20 protein-coding genes are annotated in these 23,661 nt (G+C 54.6%); 5 read left to right on the top strand and 15 right to left on the bottom strand.

Going from position 1 to position 23,661, the window contains the following annotated elements; all coding sequences use genetic code 11:
• The first annotated feature begins 129 nt into the window (after positions 1 to 129).
• Positions 130 to 2,448, top strand: coding sequence for a TonB-dependent receptor (locus SBL51_RS15545; RefSeq protein ID WP_317931988.1), 2,319 nt, complete (start codon positions 130 to 132; stop codon positions 2,446 to 2,448).
• 102 nt (positions 2,449 to 2,550) lie between these two features.
• The gene (locus SBL51_RS15540; RefSeq protein ID WP_317931987.1) at positions 2,551 to 3,231 is read left to right on the top strand and encodes a Fe2+-dependent dioxygenase; all 681 of its coding nucleotides are present in this window, start codon (positions 2,551 to 2,553) and stop codon (positions 3,229 to 3,231) included.
• Between the two features lie 278 nt (positions 3,232 to 3,509).
• Here the strand turns inward: SBL51_RS15540 and SBL51_RS15535 are convergent, their stop codons facing one another.
• From SBL51_RS15535 to SBL51_RS15525, 3 genes are all read right to left on the bottom strand, one after another.
• Complete coding sequence (locus tag SBL51_RS15535) at positions 3,510 to 5,099, bottom strand: fatty acyl-CoA synthetase (protein WP_317931985.1); 1,590 nt, start codon at positions 5,097 to 5,099, stop codon at positions 3,510 to 3,512.
• Between the two features lie 236 nt (positions 5,100 to 5,335).
• Positions 5,336 to 6,328, bottom strand: a complete 993-nt coding sequence (locus SBL51_RS15530; protein WP_317931984.1) for a HupE/UreJ family protein — start codon at positions 6,326 to 6,328, stop codon at positions 5,336 to 5,338.
• A complete protein-coding gene (locus SBL51_RS15525) occupies positions 6,321 to 7,157 on the bottom strand; it encodes a peptidyl-prolyl cis-trans isomerase (RefSeq protein WP_317931982.1) in 837 nt (278 codons plus the stop codon). The genes SBL51_RS15530 and SBL51_RS15525 overlap by 8 nt, the downstream gene beginning before the upstream one ends.
• A gap of 274 nt (positions 7,158 to 7,431) precedes the next feature.
• Between SBL51_RS15525 and SBL51_RS15520 the strand changes: the two genes are divergently transcribed.
• Both SBL51_RS15520 and SBL51_RS15515 read left to right on the top strand, forming a co-directional pair.
• Positions 7,432 to 7,935, top strand: coding sequence for a MaoC family dehydratase (locus SBL51_RS15520; RefSeq protein WP_317931981.1), 504 nt, complete (start codon positions 7,432 to 7,434; stop codon positions 7,933 to 7,935).
• Positions 7,932 to 8,915 (top strand): NADPH:quinone oxidoreductase family protein, encoded by a 984-nt coding sequence (locus SBL51_RS15515; protein ID WP_317931980.1) that lies wholly within the window; start codon positions 7,932 to 7,934, stop codon positions 8,913 to 8,915. Before SBL51_RS15520 ends, SBL51_RS15515 begins: the two co-directional genes overlap by 4 nt.
• A 128-nt stretch (positions 8,916 to 9,043) precedes the next feature.
• Here SBL51_RS15515 and SBL51_RS15510 read toward each other — a convergent pair whose 3' ends face one another.
• From SBL51_RS15510 to SBL51_RS15495, 4 genes are all read right to left on the bottom strand, one after another.
• On the bottom strand, positions 9,044 to 10,195 hold the full coding sequence (locus tag SBL51_RS15510) for a CaiB/BaiF CoA-transferase family protein (RefSeq protein WP_317931979.1): 1,152 nt from the start codon (positions 10,193 to 10,195) through the stop codon (positions 9,044 to 9,046).
• A 48-nt stretch (positions 10,196 to 10,243) separates the two neighbouring features.
• Positions 10,244 to 11,014, bottom strand: coding sequence for an SDR family NAD(P)-dependent oxidoreductase (locus tag SBL51_RS15505; RefSeq protein WP_317931978.1), 771 nt, complete (start codon positions 11,012 to 11,014; stop codon positions 10,244 to 10,246).
• An 86-nt stretch (positions 11,015 to 11,100) separates the two neighbouring features.
• The gene (locus SBL51_RS15500) at positions 11,101 to 13,269 is read right to left on the bottom strand and encodes a 3-hydroxyacyl-CoA dehydrogenase NAD-binding domain-containing protein (RefSeq protein ID WP_317931977.1); all 2,169 of its coding nucleotides are present in this window, start codon (positions 13,267 to 13,269) and stop codon (positions 11,101 to 11,103) included.
• A gap of 47 nt (positions 13,270 to 13,316) precedes the next feature.
• On the bottom strand, positions 13,317 to 14,525 hold the full coding sequence (locus SBL51_RS15495; protein WP_317931976.1) for an acetyl-CoA C-acetyltransferase: 1,209 nt from the start codon (positions 14,523 to 14,525) through the stop codon (positions 13,317 to 13,319).
• A 187-nt stretch (positions 14,526 to 14,712) separates the two neighbouring features.
• On the opposite strand from SBL51_RS15495, the gene SBL51_RS15490 reads away from it, so the two are divergent.
• Positions 14,713 to 15,732, top strand: coding sequence for an AraC family transcriptional regulator (locus SBL51_RS15490; protein ID WP_317931975.1), 1,020 nt, complete (start codon positions 14,713 to 14,715; stop codon positions 15,730 to 15,732).
• A gap of 141 nt (positions 15,733 to 15,873) precedes the next feature.
• Here SBL51_RS15490 and SBL51_RS15485 read toward each other — a convergent pair whose 3' ends face one another.
• The 8 genes from SBL51_RS15485 to SBL51_RS15450 all read right to left on the bottom strand — a co-directional run bounded on the left by SBL51_RS15485 (position 15,874) and on the right by SBL51_RS15450 (position 23,598).
• Positions 15,874 to 16,302 (bottom strand): MarR family winged helix-turn-helix transcriptional regulator, encoded by a 429-nt coding sequence (locus SBL51_RS15485; protein WP_317931974.1) that lies wholly within the window; start codon positions 16,300 to 16,302, stop codon positions 15,874 to 15,876.
• A 113-nt stretch (positions 16,303 to 16,415) separates the two neighbouring features.
• Positions 16,416 to 17,186, bottom strand: coding sequence for an SDR family oxidoreductase (locus SBL51_RS15480; RefSeq protein ID WP_317931973.1), 771 nt, complete (start codon positions 17,184 to 17,186; stop codon positions 16,416 to 16,418).
• 47 nt (positions 17,187 to 17,233) lie between these two features.
• A complete protein-coding gene (locus tag SBL51_RS15475) occupies positions 17,234 to 18,571 on the bottom strand; it encodes an MFS transporter (RefSeq protein WP_317931972.1) in 1,338 nt (445 codons plus the stop codon).
• A gap of 128 nt (positions 18,572 to 18,699) precedes the next feature.
• On the bottom strand, positions 18,700 to 19,605 hold the full coding sequence (locus SBL51_RS15470) for a hydroxymethylglutaryl-CoA lyase (RefSeq protein WP_317931971.1): 906 nt from the start codon (positions 19,603 to 19,605) through the stop codon (positions 18,700 to 18,702).
• 167 nt (positions 19,606 to 19,772) lie between these two features.
• Positions 19,773 to 20,969 carry a CoA transferase gene (locus SBL51_RS15465; protein ID WP_317931969.1) on the bottom strand — a complete coding sequence of 399 codons (1,197 nt, stop codon included), beginning with the start codon at positions 20,967 to 20,969 and terminating at the stop codon, positions 19,773 to 19,775.
• A gap of 40 nt (positions 20,970 to 21,009) precedes the next feature.
• A complete protein-coding gene (locus SBL51_RS15460; protein WP_317931968.1) occupies positions 21,010 to 21,387 on the bottom strand; it encodes a DUF6285 domain-containing protein in 378 nt (125 codons plus the stop codon).
• On the bottom strand, positions 21,384 to 22,373 hold the full coding sequence (locus tag SBL51_RS15455; protein ID WP_317931967.1) for a phosphotransferase family protein: 990 nt from the start codon (positions 22,371 to 22,373) through the stop codon (positions 21,384 to 21,386). Before SBL51_RS15455 ends, SBL51_RS15460 begins: the two co-directional genes overlap by 4 nt.
• 10 nt (positions 22,374 to 22,383) lie before the next feature.
• Positions 22,384 to 23,598, bottom strand: a complete 1,215-nt coding sequence (locus tag SBL51_RS15450; RefSeq protein ID WP_317931965.1) for an acyl-CoA dehydrogenase family protein — start codon at positions 23,596 to 23,598, stop codon at positions 22,384 to 22,386.
• Positions 23,599 to 23,661 lie beyond the last annotated feature (63 nt).

Raw genomic sequence — 23,661 nt, 5'->3', positions numbered from 1 at the left:
TAGCGCCCTTGTTGTGACCAAACACAAATATTAATGATAATAATTATTATTTACATTTATCTAGATCCAAGCTTAGAATCCGCTCCACACACCTGCTTACAACTCCACACACCAACAAGGAAAATTCAGATGACCAACACAATTCGAGGAAGCCAGTTACTGGGCTCACAAGCCCTCTGTTTAGCCATCTCCCTGGCCCCCATGGTGACCACCGCCGAGACCAGCAACTGTAGTGAAAGCAGTACCTCGGGTGAAGCTTGCTCGCAGCAGGAGAGCTCGAATCAGATTGAGTTGATTGAAGTGTACGGGGTACCCAGCGCCCCCTATCAGGCGGACCGCTCCGGCGACCTGCGCCGGCTGATGAAGCTGTCGGAAACACCGCAAACACTGAACATTCTCACCCAGCAACAGATCCTCGACTCCGGCAAATCGGACCTGAAAGAGATCGTCTCGGCCCAGGCGGGGGTTACCCTGGGTACCGGCGAAAACGGCAACGCCTTTGGCGACCGCTATATCATTCGCGGCCACGAAGCGCGCAGCGATGTGTTTGTCGATGGCCTGCGCGACCCGGGCATGACCACTCGCGAAAGCTTCGCCTCCGAGCAGGTAGAGATCACCAAAGGCCCCAGCGCCACCTTCGCCGGCCGCGGCTCCTCCGGTGGTGCCATTAACAGCATTACCAAACAGGCCTCCCCCGATGCCAACTTCAACCGCCTCGACACCAGCATGGGCACCGATGACTACTACCGGCTGGTGCTGGATGTTAACGCTCCCATCAGCGACAACAGCGCCGTGCGCTTTAACCTGCTGCAGGCCGATGAGACCATCCCCGACCGTGAAGGCATCGAAAAGCTGCGCCAGGGGGCACTGGTATCTGGCTTCTATGCTGCCACCGAAGCGCTGTCGTTTATCGGCGATGTCTACTACCTGAACGCCGAAGATACCCCCGACCTGGGCAGCTTTTTTGATCGGGAGCTGCGCAAACCCTACAAAGATATTCCCGTCTACGCCCAGAATGAGGACTTCCTCAACACCGAGGTCAGCGCCGTTACCCTGCGCACCAACTTCCAGCTGAATGAGACAGTACGCCTCTACAACGCCACCCGCTGGGGTACCACCGACAATGGCTATGTCACCACCGGTGCCCGCGGTACCACCCGTGATGCCAGTGACCCCTTCGCTCCCGGCGCCGACACCATCAGCCTGAGCACCCACCAGGGTTGGCAGAAGGTGGACTACTGGGCCACGCAATTCAACCTGTTCTGGGATAGCGAACTGTTTGGCCACGAGAGCCGCTGGGTGTTTGGCGTGGAGTACACCGACGAAGCCGTGGACAACGGCGTCTACAACATCGGCTACAACGGTACCTCCAACTGTTTGGTCAGTGGCCGCGGTGGCGTGCAGGCGGGCTACTGTGCCCTGGATGGCAACGGTGCCGTCATCGATGACCTGAGCAGCCTGATGCAGCGCACCATTGAGCGCGGCTCTCCGGATGCGCAATCGGCTATCCAGACCACCTCCCTCTATGCCATGAACACCCTCGACCTGACCGACAAGCTGAACCTCTTTCTCGGCCTGCGCCAGGACAGTTTTGACTACAGCAACGACGTCGTCTCCCGCGGGGTGCCCGCCTCCTACGACTACTCCGACGACCTGATCAATGGCCATGTGGGGCTGGTGTACGACATCACCGATGAGGGCAACGTCTACCTCACCTACAGCACGGCCACCAACATCAACGGCGGTGAATCCGACGTCGGCGGCAGCTGTGGCTACGGTGGTTTGTGTGGCGACCCGGATCAGGTACAGGCCTCCGACCCGGAACGGGTGGAAAACATTGAACTGGGTACCAAATGGGAGCTGTTCGATGACCGGCTGCTGGCCACCGCGGCGCTGTTCCGGATTACCAAGTCGGATGTGATGGAGAGCGTTGGTGACGACTACGCCGCCCTGGGCACACTCAATACTGGTGAAAACCGGGTGAAAGGGGTGGAGCTCTCCCTCTCCGGCGCCATCACCGACCAGCTGAGCGTGCAGTTCAGCGCCACCAAGATGGATGCCGAGGTACTCGAGTCAGTGAACGAAGAGAACATCGGCCTGGCACTCAGTAATTTCGCCGAGGAGAGCCTCTACCTGATGCTGCGTTACCAGCCCAGCGCCAGTTTCGCCTTTGGTGCCTCGGCCACCTACCAGGGTGAGATGTACGGCGGCCAGCCGGATACCGCTGCGGGTTACGACGCCACCATTGGCGATTACAGCATTGTGGTGCCGGACTACACCGTCTATGACCTCTTCTTCAACTATTACCATTCCGATACGGTTAACTTGCGGGTAAATGTGGGCAACGTTACCGATCGCGAGTACTGGACCGCTGCCTACCGCTCCGGTTCGTTTATGTACCTCGGCAACGCCCGCAATGTACGTGCGACCGTTACCTGGCAGTTCTAAGCAGCCCAGGTCAGTATTGCGTTACCGGCAACCAACGGTGGCAACCCTCGGGCTGCCACCTGTTATTTTTACAAAGCAAGGGCCCACCACCGGCTAACTGTTATGGTAATCATCGAACAATTTCTTAACGCCACCGAAGTCGGGCACTATCGCCAAGCTTTGCAACAGGCCGCCTGGCTGGACGGAACCGAAACAGCCTTGGGCATGGCCTCGGCAGTAAAAAAGAATCTCCAGGCAGACGGCAACGACCCGGTCGTTAAACAGTTGGTCAACGGCCTGCTGGCGAAAATGGGGGCCAACAACAAGTTGGTTTCCGCCGCCTTGCCCCACAAAATTTTTCCACCCTGTTTTAACTCCTACTCGGCCAAGGAAACCTACGGCTACCATGTCGATGCCGCCATCATGCGCCTGCCCAATAGCCAGGAGATATTGCGCAGCGACGTATCCATGACCCTGTTTTTAAGCGACCCAGACGACTACCAGGGCGGCGAACTGACCATCGCCACCGACTACGGCAGCCAGAGCCTTAAATTGAAGGCTGGCGATGCGGTGGTCTACCCGTCCTGTAGTCTGCACCAAGTCACCCCGGTTACCGAAGGCCGACGTCTGGCGGCTATCTGCTGGATGCAGAGCCTGGTGCCGCAAGCCGCTGTGCGTGACACCCTCTTTCAACTTGATCAGACCATCCAACAGCTCTCGGCCAACAGCACCATACCCCGCGAGCAACTGGATAACCTGCACCTGGTCTACCACAACCTTATCCGTCAGAACGCGCAGGTTTAATCGTAAAAAATCGAGGGGCAGATAAAACGATAACAACTGATAGGAGATAACACTCACGAACTTGCAACAGGCTATTGCTGGCCAGACTACAGATACACCAACAGGATAGATCGCGAATTGGCATTGAATAAAATTTCGCAGCAAAGGCCACCACGGTAGCGCCGGCAATCAAGCCAAGGGGTTGCCAATTGGCAATGCCGTATCAATCCATGTTTAAAAGATTCGACCACAGCTACTAGCTTGCGGCCATGGAAAAAAATCCATACTCAACTAAATGATCACGGCAGATCGATAACCCTATCCTTAAGTTGCCGCTTCAATATTTTGCCGCTGGCATTTTTGGGGAGAGCCGCCTCAATTTGGAAACACTTCGGGCGTTTGTAGGAGGAGAGCTTATCCCGGCAGAAAGCCTCCAGGGATTCAACCTCAATTTCCACCCCTGGCTTGGCTACCACAAAGGCGGTGACCGCCTCTATCCAGCGCGGATGGGGAATGCCCACCACAGCCACCTCCATAACATCGGGGTGTTTAATAATGACCTCTTCCACCTCCCGGCTGGCGACATTTTCGCCACCGGTTTTGATCATATCTTTCTTGCGGTCGACCACATACAGATAACCCTCGTCATCCATGCGGCCCAGGTCACCACTGTGAAACCACCCGCTGCTAAAGCTTTCGGCGGTTTTTTTCGGATCGTGGTAATAACCCAGGGTAGCCTGCGGACTTCGATGGACAATCTCCCCCACTTCGCCCACGGCCACCGGATTATTGTCATCGTCCACCAACCGGGTTTCGACGTTGATACCAGGGCGTCCGGCGGAGCCCAACTTGCGCAGCTGATCCTCGGGCTTGAGGATGGTCGCCAGCGGTGCCAACTCGGTTTGGCCATAGAAATTAAACAACCGCACGCTGGGCAGACGTTGTGCGATCTCCTCAATGATTGCTGTAGGCATAATCGAAGCACCGTAATAGCCCTTACGCAGCGAGTTGAGGTCGAATTGATCAAACTGCGGGTGGCGTAACAACGAGATCCACACGGTGGGGGGACAGAACAGTTTAGTCGCCTTATGGTGTTCTATCGCCGACAAAATGGTGGTTGGATCCGGCCCCTCCAGCAGCACACTGGTGGCCCCCAGATAGATGTCCACCATTAAAAAAACATCGAGTTGCGCGCAATGGAACAGTGGCAGACTATGCACCTCAATGTCGTTTTCGCTCATTTCGCCATCGACGATACAAGTCACATACTGGGCATAAAGTGAACGCGCACTCATCATCGCCCCCTTCGGCCGGGATTCGGTACCACTGGTGTACATCAGCTGCACCGGCTCATCATCACCCACCTCGGCGTAGGGCTCAGTGCTATCGGGGTAATCAAACCAGGGTTCAACCGCCTGCCAATGCTCCGCGGCCGTGGCGCCACTATGCTGAATAACGCCGTGCACCTTAAGCTCAATGCCGGCCTCGGCAATGGCTTCATCGGCCAGCGCGGTTAAAGTGTCTTCCACCAACAGGGCAACTGGCTGACAGTGCGACAACAGGTAGGCCGTATCGGAGCTATTTAACATGAAGTTAATCGGTGCCAGCACCGCACCAATACGCGCAACGGCAAAACGCAGAATGACAAAGGTGCGATTATTGTGTGATAGCAGCGCAACCCGGTCGCCCCTTTCCACACCCCTGGCGATTAACGCATTGGCGGTCCGGTTTACGATGGTATTTAACTGGCTGAAGGTGTCGCTCTGCTCGCCAAACACCAAAGCCGTTTTATTGGGAACACGTGCCGCTGATCGCCTGAGCATGTCGCCCAGTTGTTGGCCTCTGGCCCGAGTGATCGTTGTTGCATTAGTGGTTAATTCTGTTTTCATTGTTATTTAACCCCACACCTAGTCTAGCTATAACCTACAGGCGTAACTAACCCGTTGCCCCAAAAATCGCGGGCCAACCGATTAAAAGCATCGTGCTAATGGGGCATTTTATCAAGCAGTTTTTAGGATGCTGCTAGGTGTTGCTGGATATGGCTTGTGTAAACGTGGTTATTGTGGGCTGCTCTGAATTTCGGCGATGCCGAATCGCCTCGGAATCGGCGCACGCTTCAAGCCGATCACCCAAGCCAAAAGCTGACGACCCGGGCCACTACCCAGAAGCTGGCAAGGCTGCCAATAAAATAGGGCGGAATACGCAGCAACAGCGGATGCTTGGTGGAGAGGTACGGCCGCAGGATAAACCAACAGACCAGTACCGCACCTACAAATAGGAGCTGACCCAGCTCCACCCCCAGGTTAAACAGCACCAGTGCTGTGACCAGGGCATTTTCGGGCAGGCCAATCTGCTGCAACACCGCGGCAAATCCCAAACCGTGCAGCAGACCAAAGGTGAACGCCACCAGCCAGGGTCTGCGTGAACTCAAGCCCGGGCGGCCCTGCTGTTTTTTTATTATTTCATTGGCGACAAAGACAATACTTAATGCAATCACCGCCTCAACCGGTGGCATCGGTAAAGTTACGATCTTTAAGCTGGATAAAATCAAGGTAATACTGTGAGCCAGCGTGAAGGCGGTAATGGTGGTCACCAGTTTGCGCCAGCCGGTTACCAATAACATCAAGGCCAAAATAAACAGCAAGTGATCCAGCCCCACCAGAATATGCGCCACACCAAACCATAAATAGTTGGCCGCAGTCATCATCCAGCTCTGCTGCACAGGAAATTGTAAGCGTGGGTTTTCCGGGGACAACCGATGAATCTGACTACTGCCATCCAGGTAATCGACACGCACCAGCACCTCGGTGATTGCACTCTGAAACCCATGAACAACCAACTCAGCGCCAGCCAGATTATGTTCATGACGAATTCGATAGTGAATCAGATTGGCACTCGCTGCTGTAAAAGCCAACTGCGCACCGAGGGTCTCCACTGAGTCATCAAAGTCGGCAGTGATACCAACCACTCCCGGACTACCGCCGACTGATTTGAAAGTAACATCAAAATCCGTTGCCGAAAGCTGCGTTATCGCCAGGTAACCTGGCCGGGAAACATCGGCTAGCAAAGGCAGAGACAATAGGCAGGTGGCAAATAAGAGGAGTATTCGATTAGCCATCCCGGGCCTCTGCTTCCGGCCGGCTGATCTGATATTTTTTCAATAACTGGGCATTGTATTGATTGGTCATCTCCAGACGTTGGCTGGATTGCCAGCGCTGCACTACCTGACTTCTTAATTCAGCAAAGGGCCTCACTGCAGCGGGTTTATATTCAGTCAACCGAACCAAATGAACCCCCAGGCTGGAACGCAGGCTTTGCCATTGGCCTACAGGCAGAGCCTGCAGCTGCCAACTGAAACCTTCACCAAAAATACCATCAACATAGGATGGGATTTTCAATGTATAGCTGCGCTGCAACAGCGAAGGGTCTCCGCTAACCGCCTCGCCGTGGGCAAGTTTCTCTTTGAGAACCGAGAGTTTTTTATCGATGGCGGTGTCCGTCAGGCTATCGGTACTGATAAAGAGCTGATCAAATGAAAATTGCGGCGCAGTGGCAAACTCCTGTTGATGAGCCTGATAGAAATCCTGCAACTCTTGCTCATCTGGATTCGCCAGGCGCAGTGTATCTTCCACAAAAAAGGAGAGTTTTTGCCGCAATCGACGGCGGATGACCTCATCACCCGCATCTATCCCCAAAGCCAGCGCTTCCCGGTAATAGATTTCGTCAAGAATATATTCGTCGATTAGCGTTTGAGTCTCGCCGGCTGTTGGGGGTCGCAGCCACTCTTGCTCGTACTTCATCTTCAAGAAGTTGACCTGCTCTTTGGTAACCACCACATGATTGGCGTCGGCGCTGCCAGGTGCAACTTGGTTATATAAAATAAACAGCAGAAAACCGGCCAGCATGAAATGGAGCAGTGGCTCTCTAATAATTTTGATTATTAACATGAAGGTACCTTCAGCGTTCAATCATATCCCCAGAATTGCGGGTTATAGAACCAGACAGAGAAAAGACGACCTCTATTATAATTTTTTCACATCTACCCTATCGCAGTTTGAATAATCACACCCAAATTTGTTGTGGTAAAGGGTTTAGGTAGACGCCTGTCAACAAGCAGCTTTATCTTTTAACAAAACCGACTATAATAGTCAATCTAATTGACATTATAAAAAACCAGACATAACCAATAAATTACTGCAAGCACGCTACAGGCCTACGCCAATGAATATTAACCCTGAACGAATGGTCAACCTGGCAAGCCTTTGCCAGCAGGTTGGCATTACCCGCGAATCCAACCAGTGGCTGGAAGTCACCCAACCCATGATCGACCAGTTTGCGGAAGTGACCCGCGACCACCAGTTTATTCATGTTAATCCCGCGCAAGCCGCCACAACCAGCTTTGGCTGCACCATTGCACATGGATTCCTGACCCTCTCCCTGCTGCCGGTATTCCTGGAACCTCTGCAGTTAATCCCGGAAGGCTCGCAAATGTGTATCAACTATGGGCTCAATCGGGTTCGCTTTCCCAGCGCGGTTAAAGTGAACTCCCGCATTAAGGCCACGACCACAATGAAAGCGGTTGATACCTCTGAGCCCGACCGAGTAAAAATCACCTGGGAGATTGTCGTGAACGTGGCCGGCAGTGAAAAACCGGCCCTGATTGCCGAGTCATTAATTTTGTGGCTACTGACCCCAACCCGATGCACTCTGGAGGAGATTGTATGAAAGCCGTTATCTGTCAAGAATTGGGCCCACCGGAAGCACTCGCCTTGGGCGAGTTCCCGATTACGGCGCCGGGCCCGGACGAGATCCAGGTACGGGTAGCTGCCTGCGGCGTCAACTTCCCTGACCTGCTGGTAATTGAAGGCACATACCAGGAGCGGCCACCCCTGCCCTTTGTCCCCTGTGGCGAAGTGGCGGGTCGGGTGCATCAGGTGGGCAGCCAGGTGAGCACCTTCAAGCCAGGCGACCCGGTGATTGCCATTCCCCACATCGGCGGGCTGGCGGAATTCGTCAATGTGCCGGCTGGCCAGGTTTATCCCCGACCGGAGACCATGCCGGAAACTACCGCCGCCGGGTTTATCGGCGTCTACGGCACCGCCTACCACGCCCTCAAACAACGCGCACAACTGCAGCCCGGTGAAACCCTGCTTGTGCTCGGTGCCGGTGGTGGCGTGGGCCACGCAGCGGTTCAGCTGGGCGCCGCCATGGGGGCGCGGGTGATTGCCGCCGCCAGCAGCGACGCCAAGCTGGACCAGCTACCCAAGCAGGGCGCCGATACCGTCATCAACTACAGCAAACAGAATTTGCGTGATGCCGTTAAAGAGTTGACCGGCGGCCGGGGTGCAGATGTGATTTTTGACCCGGTTGGTGGCGATCTGTTTGACCAGGCCACCCGCTGCATCAACTGGAACGGCCGGTTACTGGTGATCGGTTTTGCCGCTGGTCGCATTCCGCAGCTGCCCATCAACCTGCTGCTGCTGAAAGGTGCCTCAGCGGTGGGTGTCTTTTACGGCCGTTTTGAGAAGGAAGAGCCCGCCGCCGCCCGGCAAAACATCGCAGAGCTCTGCGAGCTTTACGCCCGAGAGAGGATTAACCCCCACATCCACGGCGTCTACCCGCTGGAGCAGTATGCTCAGGCGCTGAACACCTTAAAGCAACGCCAGGCGCTGGGTAAGGTAATTATAAAAGTGGCTGACCAATAAAAGGGAGCCACAAAAAATGCCCATACACCTATCGATATCAATAGCAATATCAATAGGTGCATGGGCTTAAAAGGGTCAGTCTTTTGGACTTGTTATCAGTGGGCGTTAGTGTTTCGCCTTACGGCCAACTAGCCCTGATACTTCTGAATTACCCCGGCCTCGCTCAGGGCATTGATATCACCAGCACTAAAGCCGAACTCGGCTAACACCGCATCGTTGTCGACACCGGGCTGGTGCAGACCGTGGCGCACAACCGAGGGAGTACGACTGAAGCGCGGCGCTGGCGCAGGCTGTAGATAGCCATCAATTTCCAGGTAGTTATGACGCGCCTGGTTATGGGGATGATCGGGCGCTTCCACCGCATCCAACACCGGCGTGAAACAGGCGTCGCTGCCATCCAGCAGTGCACACCACTGGTCGCGGGTTTTAGTGCGCATCACGGCGGCCAGCTCTGCTTTCAGCTCCGGCCAGAGCGCCTCGTTCATTTGATCCTCTAGGTTGAAACGCGCCGGGTCGAGGCCCGCTTTTTCCACCAAAGCGGTGAAAAACTGCGGTTCAATCGCACCAATCGCCACATAGCGACCATCGGCCGTCTCATAGGTATCGTAGAAGAAGGCTGCGCCGTCGAGCAGGTTGGTGCCGCGCTTGGTCATATCCCACAAATTCACCGCGTGGTAACTGTGGCACATCCACATCAGATTGGCTGCACCTTCCACCATAGCCGCATCCACCACCTGACCCTTACCGGATTTTTGGGCTTCCAACAGCGCGGCCAACACACCGGTGACCAGGAACATGGCCCCGCCACCAAAATCACCCACCAGATTAACCGGCACCACCGGTTTTTGACCAGCAGGCCCTACCGATGCCAGGGCGCCATTGAGAGAGATGTAATTGATATCGTGGCCGGCGCGCAGAGCCAGCGGGCCGGTCTGTCCCCAGCCGGTCATGCGGCCATAAACCAGTTTCGGATTTACCGCCAAACACTCTTCCGGACCAATGCCCAAACGCTCGGTCACCCCTGGACGAAATCCCTCAATCAGGGCATCGGCCTTGGCCACCAATTGCAGCAGCAGCTCACGTCCCTCTGGTTTTTTAAGGTCAATCACCATCGACTTTTTACCGCGACGGCTCATATCTTTCTGGTTGAGATCGGGCAGCTCGGTAGAGCGATCAATACAGATCACTTCGGCGCCCATGTCGGCCAACAGCATACCCGCCATTGGGCAGGGACCAAGCCCGGTCAGCTCAATAATTTTGAATCCGGAAAGCGCGCCCATGATTTTACTCCACTAGACATTCACGAATTTTGACGGTGAAACAGCGAGTTACTTCGGCTGCATACGCACGGCCGCATCCATTCGAATACATTCGCCGTTGATGTAATCGTTCTCAACAATGTGCGCCGAAAGCAGGGCAATCTCTTCCGGTTTGCCCAGGCGTCGGGGATAGACCGTCGATTCAACCAACGCGTTGTAGTAGGACTCCTCAATGGTGTCGAACATCGGCGTGTGGATCAGGCCGGGCACAATGGTGTTCACGCGAATTCCGTAAGCGGCCAGGTCGCGCGCCATCGGCAGGGTCATACCGACAATGGCACCTTTGGAGGCGGAGTAGGAGACCTGACCAATCTGCCCTTCGTAAGCGGCGATAGAGGCGGTATGGATAATGACACCACGCGCACCGTCGTCATTGACCGGCTCGTTGTGGGCCATTTTTTCGGCCGCCAAGCGAGCCACATTAAAGGTACCCACCTGATTCACCATAATCACCTTGAGGTAGTCCGCCAGCGGGTGCGGGCCTTTCTTACCAAGGGTTTTGTTGGGCGATGCGATACCGGCGAAGTTATTGACCACGTGCAGTGCACCGAAACGGTCGACCACGGCATTAATTCCGTTTTGCACCGACTCTTCATCGGCAACATTAACCGCGACAAATAGCACCTGCTCACCCAACTCGGCGGCAATGCGGCTACCCAACTCTTCGTTCATATCGAAAATGGCTACATTCGCGCCCAGTTCCACATAACGCTTGACGGTTGCCAAGCCCAAACCGGAAGCACCACCGGTGACGATGGCGGTTTTACCTGCAATATTCATTATTCTCTCCACACAGTGTCAGCGGCCTGGCGGCAGCACGTTGCTGCCACAGGCACCACTGGTTTTAATCGTTAGGTCTATTTCGCTTAGGCAAAACGCCCGTTAACTTCGGCCTTCTCACGCAGAATGCTGGGCGCGGCGAAGCGCTCACCATAGGCGGCGGCCAGCTCTTCGGTGCGCGTCAGGAATGCCTGCGGGCCGGTCTGACCTTTGTACTCATAGGTATTGACCACCTGAATAAAACCACCGGTCCAGGTCGGCGCACCAATGCCAAACAGTGAGCCGATATTGCCGTCGGCGACCGACTTCAGCACGCCTTCCTGCAGGCACTTCAGGCTCTCGACCACCTGACGGAAGAGGATGCGGTCTTTGATATCCTGCTCTGGCAGATGCACCTCTGGCTTGTGGTAGAGCTCATACAGGGTTGGCCAGATGGTCTTGCTGCCATCGGCGTGGTAGTCGTAGAAACCACCACCGTAGTGACGACCACCGCGCTTGTGTTCACGACTCAGGAAGCCACACAGGTCGAAGGAGACGCTGGTGTCATAAACGCTGCAGTAGACGCCCAGCTCTTTGTGGGTTTCACCAATTTTGCTGACCAGCTCCAGACTGACCTCATCCTGAATGGTCAGCGGCCCAACCGGCATACCCACCTGCTTGCCCATGGCATCAATCAGTACTGGGTCCACGCCCTCTTTCAGCAGCATGTTGCCCTCGTCCAGGAAGGTGGCAAATACGCGCGAAGTGAAAAAGCCCAGAGAGTCAGTAACCACAATGGGGGTTTTGCGAATCTGGCGAACGAAATCGAAGGCCTTGGCCAGGGTTTCATCACTGGTTTTGTCACCGCAGATCAGCTCAACCAACGCCATTTTGTCGACCGGCGAGAAGAAGTGCATGCCGATATATTTTTCGGCATCGGCACTGGCCTCGGCCAATTGGGTAATAGGCAGGGTTGAGGTGTTGGAGGCGAAGATACCGCTCTCTTTCAGGAAGCTTTCGGCCTCTTTGGTCACCTGGTTTTTGAGTGTCATTTTTTCAAAGACGGCTTCGATGATCAGGTCACAGCCTTGCAGATCTTCATAGTTATCGGTGGCCTGAATGCGTGCCAGTGCGGCCTCTTTATCGGCTTCGGTTTTCTGACCACGGGCGATCTGTTTGTCGAGCAGTTTGGCGGTGTAAGCCTTACCTTTTTCGGCGGCTTCAGCAGAGACATCTTTCAATACCACATCGACACCGGCAATGGCGGCACAGTAGCTGATGCCCTGCCCCATCATACCGGCGCCCAGGATACCCACCTTACTCACCTTGCTCTTGGCAATACCCTGAGGACGGCTGGCACCACTGTTGATCTGGTTCAGCTGGAAGAAGGTGGAGTTGATGATATTTTTCGAAACCGGATGGGTAATCAGGTAGGCCAGAGCCCGGGTTTCCACACGCAGGGCGGCATCGAAATCAATGGCAATCACATCGTTGGCCAACGACAAAATACGTTCCGGTGCCGGCAGCAGGCCGCGGGTTTTCTTGTAGGTTTGCGCACCCGCAAGCCCCAACATCTGTGCATTGCCTGGGGTAAAGATATTGCCACCAGGAATGCTGTGACCTTTAACATCCCACGGTTGCGCCCAAGCCTCTGGATTGGCTTTAATCCAGGCTTTGGCGGCAGGCAGCAATGCCTCAACACCCTCTACCAGCTCGTCGACGAAGCCAACCTCTACCGCTTTGGCGGGCTTCAAACGTGAACCCTCCAGCAGGAACGGCAGGGCTTTCTGCAGGCCCAGCATGTGAATGGAGCGCACCACGCCACCGCCACCAGGCAGCAGACCCAGAGTCACTTCCGGCAGGCCGATAACAGCGCCGCCATCATTGACGATAATGCGGTGGTTACAGGCCAGGCAGATCTCCAGGCCACCGCCCAGTGCCGCACCATTGATCGCAGCCACCACCGGCACCTGCAGTTTTTCCAGACGACGCAGGGAATCTTTGATCGCTTCGACATTTTCAAACTGATCTGCCTCAGTGCCTTTCGGCGCTTCCAGCATGTCGCGCAGATTGCCGCCAGCAAAGAAGGTCTTCTTGGCCGAGGTTAGCACCATACCCTTGAGGTCTGATTCTGCTTCAAGGGTGGCCACCACTTTTTCCATGGCTTCGCGGTATTCCGCGTTCATAGAGTTAACCGGGCCAGCCATATCCATAACAACAGTAACGATACCGTCGCTATCTTTGTCGTAACTAAAACCGTGAATTAATTCAGTCATCTTCTGTTACCTAAAATTGTTAAGAGCGGTTTGCACTCGGTGGTGGCTTACACGCGTTCGATAATCGTGGCGATACCCTGACCACCAGCTACACACAGTGCCACCAGGGCACGCTTCTTGTTACGACGCTCCAGCTCATCGAGCATGGTGCTGATCAGCATGGCCCCAGTCGCGCCCAGTGGGTGCCCCAATGCAATGGCACCGCCATTGACGTTGGTGACACTGGCATCGATTTCCAGATCCTGCATAAAGCGCAATACCACCGAGGCAAAGGCTTCGTTAATTTCAAACAGGTCAATATCGGCGGTGGTCATACCGGCCTTGGCCAGCACCTTCTTCGCCGCCGGGCCGGGGCCAACCAGCATAATGGTTGGGTCGGTGGCCAGTACTGCCGTGGCAACAATGCGGCCGCGTGGTGTCAAGCCCAGCTCCTTGCCCACCTGCTCACTGCCAATCAAAACCGCTGCTGAGCCGTCGACAATGCCAGAGGAGTTACCCGCCGTGTGAACGTGATTGATAGCTTGCAGATGGGGGTATTTGCTGAGCATGACATCGTCGAAACCCATCTCGCCAAAAGGAACGAAGGCAGCGCGCAGCCCGGCCAGGGTCTCCATGGTGGTGTTGGGTTTGATGAACTCGTCTTTTTCCAGAATGGTCATGCCATTGAGGTCTTTAACCGGAACCACCGAGCGGTCGAAATAGCCATTGGCTTGGGCGCTGGCCGCACGCTGCTGCGACATCAACGCCACAGAGTCCACATCTTCACGGCTCCAACCACCAATGGTGGCAATGGTGTCAGCACCGATACCTTGTGGCACAAAGCGGCCACTAAGAGTCACTTCCGGATCGTTAAAGTAGGGGCCACCCGAACTGCCCATTGGTACACGGGACATACACTCCAGGCCGCCGGCAACGACCATATCTTCCCAGCCGGAGGCCACTTTCATGGCCGCCAGGTTGACCGCCTCCAAGCCGGAACCGCAGTAGCGATCCAGCTGGAAGCCAGCCACACTCTCATCCCACCCGGCGTACTGCACCGCACACTTGGCAATATCGCCCCCCTGCTCCACCACCGGCGTAACACAACCGAGGATCACATCGTCAACGCGACTGGTATCCAGGTTATGGCGCTGCTCAAGCTCGCGCAGCAGCCCGGCGGCCAGTGCCACTGGCTTGACCTCATGCAGGGAACCGTCTTTCTTGCCCTTACCGCGAGGGGTTCGGATGGCATCGTAGATATAAGCTGTTTCTGTCATGGTGTTTTCCTGTCGCTGCTGCGCAGCGAACCCCGATTGATAGATACTGATCTCACATGGAAATCGTCAATTTGGTTTACGAGGCAATTTTGTCATCTATATTGACAATTAAAATGATAATATTGGACATAAATATGCATTTTTATACATAATGCACTGAATCTAGAAGTGACGAGAAGGGCTTGCCATGCAGGATTTTTCCATCAGCAGCCATTTTGTGAGAGCGGTCATCAAACACGCCGCAGACGCCGGCCTCGATAGCGACAAACTGCTCCTGCGGGCAGGCATTGCTCCACGCCTGCTGAGCGAGCCTGGCAGCCGGGTAACACTGGAACAATTCGCGTTAATTCAATCAGTTACCATGCGCGGAATGAATGATGAGTACCTGGGCTACGGCCGCGCACCGATTAATCTGGGAGCCTGGGCGGCCATGTGTCACTGGACGTTACAGGCCAAAAACCTGAGCCAGGCACTGAAGCGGTTTTGCCAGTTTTATGGCATGATCAACGGTGGGCCGCGGATTGAAATGCAGACCTTGAACAATCGCCTGCATGTGCGTTTTTTATCACCATACGAAATTACAGAGCTTGAGCCCTATGCCTATGAGCTGTTTATGTTCTCCTGCTACCGGCTCGCTAATTGGCTCACTGAAACCAAGCTTCCGCTCGACTACGCCAGCTTTGGGTTTGCCGAGCCCATCTACAGCCGCGAGTATCGTGGGCTTTTTCTCGGTTCCAAAATGCTGTTTGATGCACCACTCAGTGAGCTGGTGCTGCCTCGCCAGTTGCTGGAGATGCCAGTAAAAAACTCCCCCCAGAAGCTCACCGAATATTTGCGTCGCCCGACTCTCAATATATTGCGGGCCCAATACAACCAGCAGAGCTGGGAAGCGCGAGTAAGAGATTTGCTCAGCCGTAACCTCAGCGCGCTGCCGACCTTTGAGGAGCTGGCAGGTGAACTCGGGATACACCCCAAAAAATTGCACCGCTGCCTGGAAGAGGAGGGCGTGGCCTACACCGAACTGAAGAGCCAACTGCGACGGGATATCGCTATCCACAGTCTGCTGGAATCAGACGACACCATTGAGACCATTGCCTATAAGGTGGGTTACTCGGAATCCTGCACCTTTGTGCGCGCATTCCGCAGCTGGACCGGGGTAACGCCCCATAATTACCGCCGCCAAGGGCGCAGGGGCTTAAGCCATTGAGAGAGAGCGGCTTGTGCAAGCCCACTAAAACCTGCCCGCCAAAGTAAAACAGGCGACTATTAAAGTCGCCTGTTTAGTGCCGAGTTTTCCGCTTCGCTAGTTGTCACTACGGGTAATGGTCATTGCAGGAGATAAACCGCCTTAATCCACCCTACCCCAATCTTCCTCAAGAATTTCGCGCAGCATCTTAACCCGGTCTACACCCAGCTGTTTGGCCAGGCTCTTTTCCAAATTGCTATTGACCTTACGGGCATCCATCACCATCGGCTGCGCGTCTTCAGAAACACTGACCACCTTCGCCCGGCCATCGGTTGGATCAGGCAGCATCTCAAGAATGCCCATTTTGACGATCTCATTGAGTGACTGATGCACCGCCTGACGGCTAACCCCCAGATATTTGGCAATATCCGAAGGTCGATTGATGCCCTCGCCCACAGCGATGATCAACATGGATTGGGCGTGTGTGATTTCCGGCCACCCCTTGGATTGTAAACCGCGCTGCAGGCCATCATCCATCCAGTGAAACCCGCGCAGTAAAAGCTGTCCTAGCTGAATTTTCTTCTTTGCCATGATCTGAATCTTTCTGATGTCCATATGAAGCTAAACTCTGGATTCTAACGATTTTCCTGCATGGTGTCATTCCGCCGCCGGGACAGAACACGGAACGAACTCGGTGCGGGAGCCTAGTTGGTCATCGGCATGGAGTGACCGCCATCCGCCGTAATCACGCTGCCCGTCATATAGGCGGAAGCGTCGCTGGCAAGTAGCAGTAACGGCCCGTGCAGATCAATGCCGTCACCCAGGCGGCGCATGGGGATGCGTCTGAGCATGGCCTTACCCAGTTCCGTCGCCAGATATTCATCCGCCATATCGGAACTGTAATAGCCGGGTGCAATGGAATTCACACGCACACCAAAGCGTGCCCACTCAAGTGCCATGGTTTTGGTCAGCTGCACCAGACCAGCTTTGGAGGCCGCGTAGGGACCGGTTCCCTTTTGCGCACAGACAGACATAATGGAAGCAATATTGATGATACTGCCGCCCTTTTTATCGGCTTTGATCATTGCTTGGACACCTGCTTTGGCCACCAACCAGGCGCCTTTGAGGTTGGTGGCCATTACCTGATCCCATTCATCCGCTTCCAGATCCAATAGGTTTGGCTCGGCAAGTATTCCGGCGTTATTGACAATAATGTCGGGCACACCAAAGGCGGCGGTGTCTGCAAAGGCCTGCTCGACACTGGCAGGATCACACACATCCATACAAACACTGGTTGCCTGCCACCCCTGCTCAGTCAGATAGTCAACGGTATCCTGCAATTTCTCTTTCCGGCGTGCCGCCAATATGACCCGTGCCCCACGATTACAGAGTGCGACAGCAAATTCGCGTCCCAGGCCGGTGCCACCGCCCGTTACCAAGGCCACTTTTCCAGTAAGATCAAAAATATCTTTCATAATTTTTCCACACGATACGTTCTTTAATAAAATCAATGGCCGACTAATCAGACACTGGCATTCAGGCCGACCGTTTTCCCAAAATATTCCACACTCGCCCGATACGGTTTCATCCCCAACACAAACATCAGCCACGCTATCGCCACCGCTGCACCACCACACACAGCCAGCGATTTGCCCAATGCCATCTCATCCCTAAAGAGATAGTCGGTGAGTAGCGCCACCAGGGTTGGTCCGCAGGCCATGCCAATGAGATTGACCACCAACATGTAGAACGCGGTTATCTGGCCGCGCAGTTGATTGGGAAAGATCTCTTGCAACCCAGCCGGCCCGCAAGCCATGGGGAAGGTGAGCATGGTAATCGCCATCGCCATTAACACCAGACAGAGCGTCAAATCTTCGACCAGTGGGAAGCTGATCACCGGCACTAACGCCAGCGACATGGCCAGCAGACCGGTACGCATGCGGGCATCGGATCGCCCCCTGGCCACCATCCAGTCGGACAACAGTCCGCCCAGAACCACCCCGCCAATACCGCCCAACACCAAAATCAAACCCACATAGAGGCCGACGTCGGCCACGGGCACTTGATGAATCCGGATTAGAAAAGTGGGTATCCAGGCAGTGAGTGAATAGCCAACCAACGCACTCAGGGCAAAGCCGATACACAAGAAGAACAGCGTGGATTTATGCGGGGCTAGGTGCGACAGAACCTGTGACAGGGGAATGCCATTGGCGTGCTCGGCCAGATGACCGGAGCGCGGTGGCTCCTTAACCGTTTTCACCAGCAGCGCCACCAGAAAACCGGGCAATCCCACCACTAAAAAGACCAGCTGCCAGGAGAAGATCTCACCCATAACCGGCAGCTTGATAGTGCCCATACCATCCAGTGAACTGACCGCCAGACCACCGACCATCATGGCGATGGCACCGCCCACATAGGCGCCACTGTTATAGATACTGTTGGCCAACCCTAAGCGGCTTCTCGGAAAATAGTCGGCGATAATGGAAAATGCCGCCGGTGATAGCGCCGCCTCACCCACTCCCACGCCAATGCGCATAATGAACAGCTGCCAGTAGTAGCGAGCCAAACCGCAACCGGCGGTCATCAAGCTCCAGACCACAATGCCAATGGTGATAATACGCGTGCGTTTGTGGCTATCGACAATTCGACCGATGGGCATGCCCATAACGGTGTAGAACAGCGCAAATGATAAGCCGATAAGCAGACTCATCTGGGTATCACTAATACCCAGATCACGCTTGATGGGGCCAACCAATAGCGTGAGAATCTGGCGATCAATAAAACTGACGGTATAGGCCAACAGTAAAACGAAGACCACATACCAGGGGTAAGCCGTGGATTTTATTTTTATATTTCCCATTACTTTAACTCTGAAAAAGAGGTGCGCTAATGATCCACACCGAGTTTTATGTTGGCCTATTTCACCAGCAAAAAATTTACTGTTTTATTTTCCTAACCAGAAAAACAGCACATGAAATATTTATCGCATCAAACCTGGCAGGAACCCAGGTCCTGCTGTTGCAACCACTTACGCGAGCGGCCACCCAATGGGTGCCCGACAATCTCTTCAGCAACAACAATGGCTTGCAGTAATTTTTCTAAATCAATACCGGTGCTGTAACCGCACTGATGTAACAGCACCACCAGATCTTCTGTGGCCAGGTTGCCAGCAGCACCCGGCGCAAACGGACAGCCACCGAGACCACCGATGGAGGCATCAAAACGACGCACCCCAGCCTGTAAACCGGCCCAGGCATTGGCCACCGCCAAGCCCCGCGTATCGTGTAAGTGCAGATTAAATTTCTCGCAGCCATACTCGGCAACCAGCGGTGTCATCAGCTCACTGATCTGCCGCGGCCCACCACATCCGATGGTATCAGCGATGGATATCTCATCGGCCTGGGCCACTGCATCGACCAGTGAGAAAACACGCTCACTGGATACCGGCCCCTCATAAGGGCAACCACAGGCAGCCGAGACATAGGCGCGAACATAAATATTATCGCCACCGGCGGCGTCGATAATTTCACGACAGACTGCCGTCGCCTGCTCCAGGCTCATCTGAATATTGCGCCGATTGAAGGTATCAGTTGCAGTCAACACCACCGCCACCGCCTTGGCACCGGCAGCCACCGCCCGCTCATAACCGCGACGATTAGGTACCAAAACCGTAAATTCGGCATCGTCGGCGTCCGGCAGGAATTGCATAACCGCCTCGGCATCGGCCATCTGTGGTACCGCCTTAGGGTGCACAAAACTGGTCACCTCAAAATTGCGCAGACCGCTATTCCACAGCGAACTGAACAGACGCTGCTTGTCGTCGGTAGTGATGGGGCACGACTGATTCTGCAAACCATCGCGCAGGCCAACTTCGTTAATTATTATATCGCTCATAAATCGATCCTCATGACGACCCGCAGGTTATCAATCTCAAACCAAAGTCACCAGCAACGCAGCGCGCAGTTAGGCACCGTTATTTATCGCAACGGTACCCGCTTTTGCAGTCATTAATTAAAAGGTAAACGCAAATGGTTGAGTGACAGCCACAGCCGGCCAGTTATTTAATTAATTACACCCTCACCGCGCAACTTCTCCACCTGTTCCACAGACAAGCCCAAACGCTGACACAAAATTTCATTGGTATTCTGGCCAATGGTAGGCGGTGTGCTGTAACTCTCTTCGTTGGTATCGGAGAACTTCACCGGGTTGCCAGGCTGGCGAATTTTTTCGCCGGTGGCCAGCGGCACCTCCACCACCATATTACGGGCCTGGGCCTGGGGATCGTTAAAGGCATCGGAGAATTTATTGACCGGAGCACAGGGGATTCGGTACTCGCCGAGTTTCTGCAACCAGTATTCACACGGCTCGCGATCAAAATGTTCCTGAATACGGGCATTAATAAAACCCTGTGCGGCCCAGCGGCCAGGCTGAGTGGCAAATTCCGGATTGCGGAGATCGTCATCATCCAGCAGCTCGACCAGATTTTCCCAAAACTTATCCGACAGGACCGCAATAATCAGGTAACGAGATTTTGTTCTGAAGGTGCCATAGGGAACATGCACAAAATGGCTGTTACCCATCGGGCCGGGATCAATGCCGGACATTAACTGCATGGTGCCCATGTAGTTGAGCAGCGACAGCTGGCAATCCATCATAGAGATATCAACGTGCTGGCCACGCCCGGTATGCTGGCGTGCCTGCAATGCTGACAAAATTCCAATCACGGCAAACACGCCACCACCGAGGTCGCCAATGGGAATGCCTGCTCGCAAAGGTTCACCACCCGGCTCACCGGTGATAGACATACCACCACCCATGCCCTGCGCCACCAGGTCAAACGCTGGGCGTTTTGGGTCCGGGCCGGTTTCACCAAAGCCGGTAATGGAACAGGTAATAATACGCGGATTATGTTTGGCCAGCTGCTCGTAATCGATACCTAACCGCTCTGGTACACCGGTGCCAAAATTATTCAGCACCACGTCGGCCTGCTCGACCAATTTGTAAAAAACCTCACGCCCCTGCTCTGACTTAAGATCAATCGCCACACTCTTTTTGTTGCGATTGAGTGTCAGAAAATAGGCACCCATCCCTTCACGGGAGTACTCGGGCGAATTTTTTAATAGTTCACGGGTGGCTTCCCCGCGCAAAGGTTCCACCTTAATCGTGTCCGCACCTAAATCCGCCAATAGCATGCCGGCATAGGGGCCAGACAACATGTGGGTGAGATCAATAACAGTGATATTCGATAAGGCTTTCATGGCTTGCACTCTTCGTTATTTAAGTAATGTAGGCGGCAAATTATTTTTGTAACTCAAGCAGCGTTGAGTAGAGTGGGTTGTCGATAGACAATCGACTACAGGCATTGGGCAACAGGCGCGTGGCCAGAGCACTCAGGTCATCATCGTATTGGCCATTCATAATTGCCTCGGCCAACTCGGCGCGCAGGGCTTTTAGGTCGTGGTTGTCGGTACCGAGCAAGGCATTGACCATCGCCACTTCCTCTTCCGCCACCTGCGGGCCCTGCTGCCACTCGCGCTCGATAATGGCCAACACATTCACAGCGATGCGCACTTTGAATTGCAGATCCTGTTGTGCCAATGCCGGCGAGATTTCATTGCTCAACAAAGTCGCGACAGATTTCAGCAGTTGACCGACTGTCGGAATCTCTTCAATCATGACTCTACTCCCGCCGCCAGCAAGGTCAGCAAATCCACTTCGGTTTCGGAAACACGCCGGCCAATGGCCGCACGTTCAACAGAACAGATATCGTTTTTCATATCCGCTTTACACATAAACAGACAGATTACACCCCACTTCAACACGCCGAACACTTCCCAGAAATGAACGGCCTTGGAGTCTACCTTTATGCCCGCTGCTTGCTCATAGGCGGCGAACAGGGCTTCGCGGCTACCGAATCCGCCAACCGGCAGATGACGATTGCCAAAGCGCCAGGAGTTGACGCAGAGCCAACCCAGATCTTCCATCGGATCACCCTGATGAGCCAGCTCCCAATCGAGCACGCCGTTGATGCCCTGCTCGGGCGTCACCAACAGGTTACCGTTACGGAAATCGCCGTGTACCAATGTGAGATTGTTTTGCTTCGGTTGATTGCGTTCCAGCCAGCGCAGCGCCAGCTCAAACACCGGCAGCGGCTGATTGTATTGCCGGTAATCAGCCGCCTGGCGACGAATCTGTTCGGCGGCGGTCAGTACCGACAACTCTTTAGGAGGTGTTAGCGCATGGATGCGAGCCAAAATCGAACCGCACTGCGCAGCCAGATTCGGGCGCACACAATCAAACTCTTTGTTGCGCAAAATTTTTCGCGGAATCGACTCACCGGCAAGACAATCCATAACATAACCGTCACCCAATTGATCCGACGGCGCCAGCGTGAACAGCACTTCAGCGGCGGGAACACCACCGACGAATGCGGCCTGCTGTACCTGCGCTTCTAAAGATTTTTGTAAGCCGGTAGAAATTTGTTCCTCGGTTTCGGCACAGCGCAGAATTAGAGAACGGCGGCCATCGCCACCCACTACATCAAACTTCCAGGTGGACGAAGCCGCACCACCGGTAAGTGGCCGGGCATTATCAATGGTTACCGCACCCAGGTGTTTTTCAACAACGGCCGTTAATCTCTGCAGAATTTGGTTATTGTCCACAGCGCTCACCTCAGAAACCAAACTTGGCGTCGTCTTCGCCAAAATCGATACCGGCACCACCATCGCGGTATAACTTCAGCAAACGACGGGCCGTTGATTGAATGTGAACCTCATCCGGTCCATCGTAAATTCGCGCTTCACGGGCATGCCGATACATGCGACTCAGCGGGGTATCATCGGTGAGACCGGCGGCGCCATAGACCTGCAAGGCACGGTCGACAACATTGTGCAGCATGCGTGCACCAACCACTTTAATCTGACCAATCTCCACCCGGGCGTCATCACCAGCATCGATGCGTCGTGCCGCATCCAGGGTGAGCAGCCGGCAGGCGCGAATTTCCGTGGCGGAATCAAAAACATGCTGTTGCAGTAGTTGCTTGTCGGCCAGAGAGGAGCCAAAGGCGGTGCGTTGATGCAGGCGATGACACATTAAATCGAACGCGCGCTGAGCCTGACCCAACCAACGCATACAGTGAAAAATCCGGCCTGGGCCCAGGCGACGCTGGGCAATCACGAAGCCTTCACCACGGCCACCCAGAATATTACTCTCGGGCACGCGAATGTTGTCGTACTCCACTTCAAAGTGAGAGTCGGCCATGCCCAAAATTGGGGTATCGCGCAGGATGTTGTAACCGCGGGTATTGGTGGGGACAATGATCATGCTAAACGCCGAGTGCTTGGGCGCATCGGGTTCTGTGCGGCACATTACAGTGGTGTAGGCGGCTTTGTCGGCTCCCGTGGTAAACCACTTGCGACCATTGATCAGCCAGTGACCATCCACCAACTCGGCCACAGTTTGCAGTTGGGTTGGGTCTGATGAGGCAACGTCAGGTTCGGTCATACCAAAACTTGGCAGAATTTCACCCTCTACCAACGGCCGCAGAAACTGCTCTCGCCACTGGGGTGATGCATACTGGTTGAGCATGATGGAGTCCTGCAGGGTGTAGGTACCAAACACCAACTGCGCATGCTCAGAGCGGCCAATCACTTCGTTGACATAAACGTAATCCATAAAGGGCATGCCCTGCCCGCCAATCTCCCTGGGATGACCCAATGCCCACAAGCCTTCGGCCTTGGCTTCGTCCATCAATCGAGCCATGGTCATATTGGCCGATGTCCGATCGTTGCCATGCAAAATGTGTTCGACGGGGTAAATACGTTCTTCAAGAAATTTCTTAACCCGGGCTCGGGTTTCTGCCCATGCGGGCGCCTTGATGGCAGACATATCAGGTACCTTTTATTATTCAGATCCACTCATGATCGCGTCATGATGGGGCGCGCCCTTTCA

The organism is Halioxenophilus sp. WMMB6, assembly GCF_033283405.1.
Lineage (GTDB): Bacteria > Pseudomonadota > Gammaproteobacteria > Pseudomonadales > Cellvibrionaceae > Halioxenophilus.
This window is presented reverse-complemented; position numbering and strand designations above follow the sequence as displayed.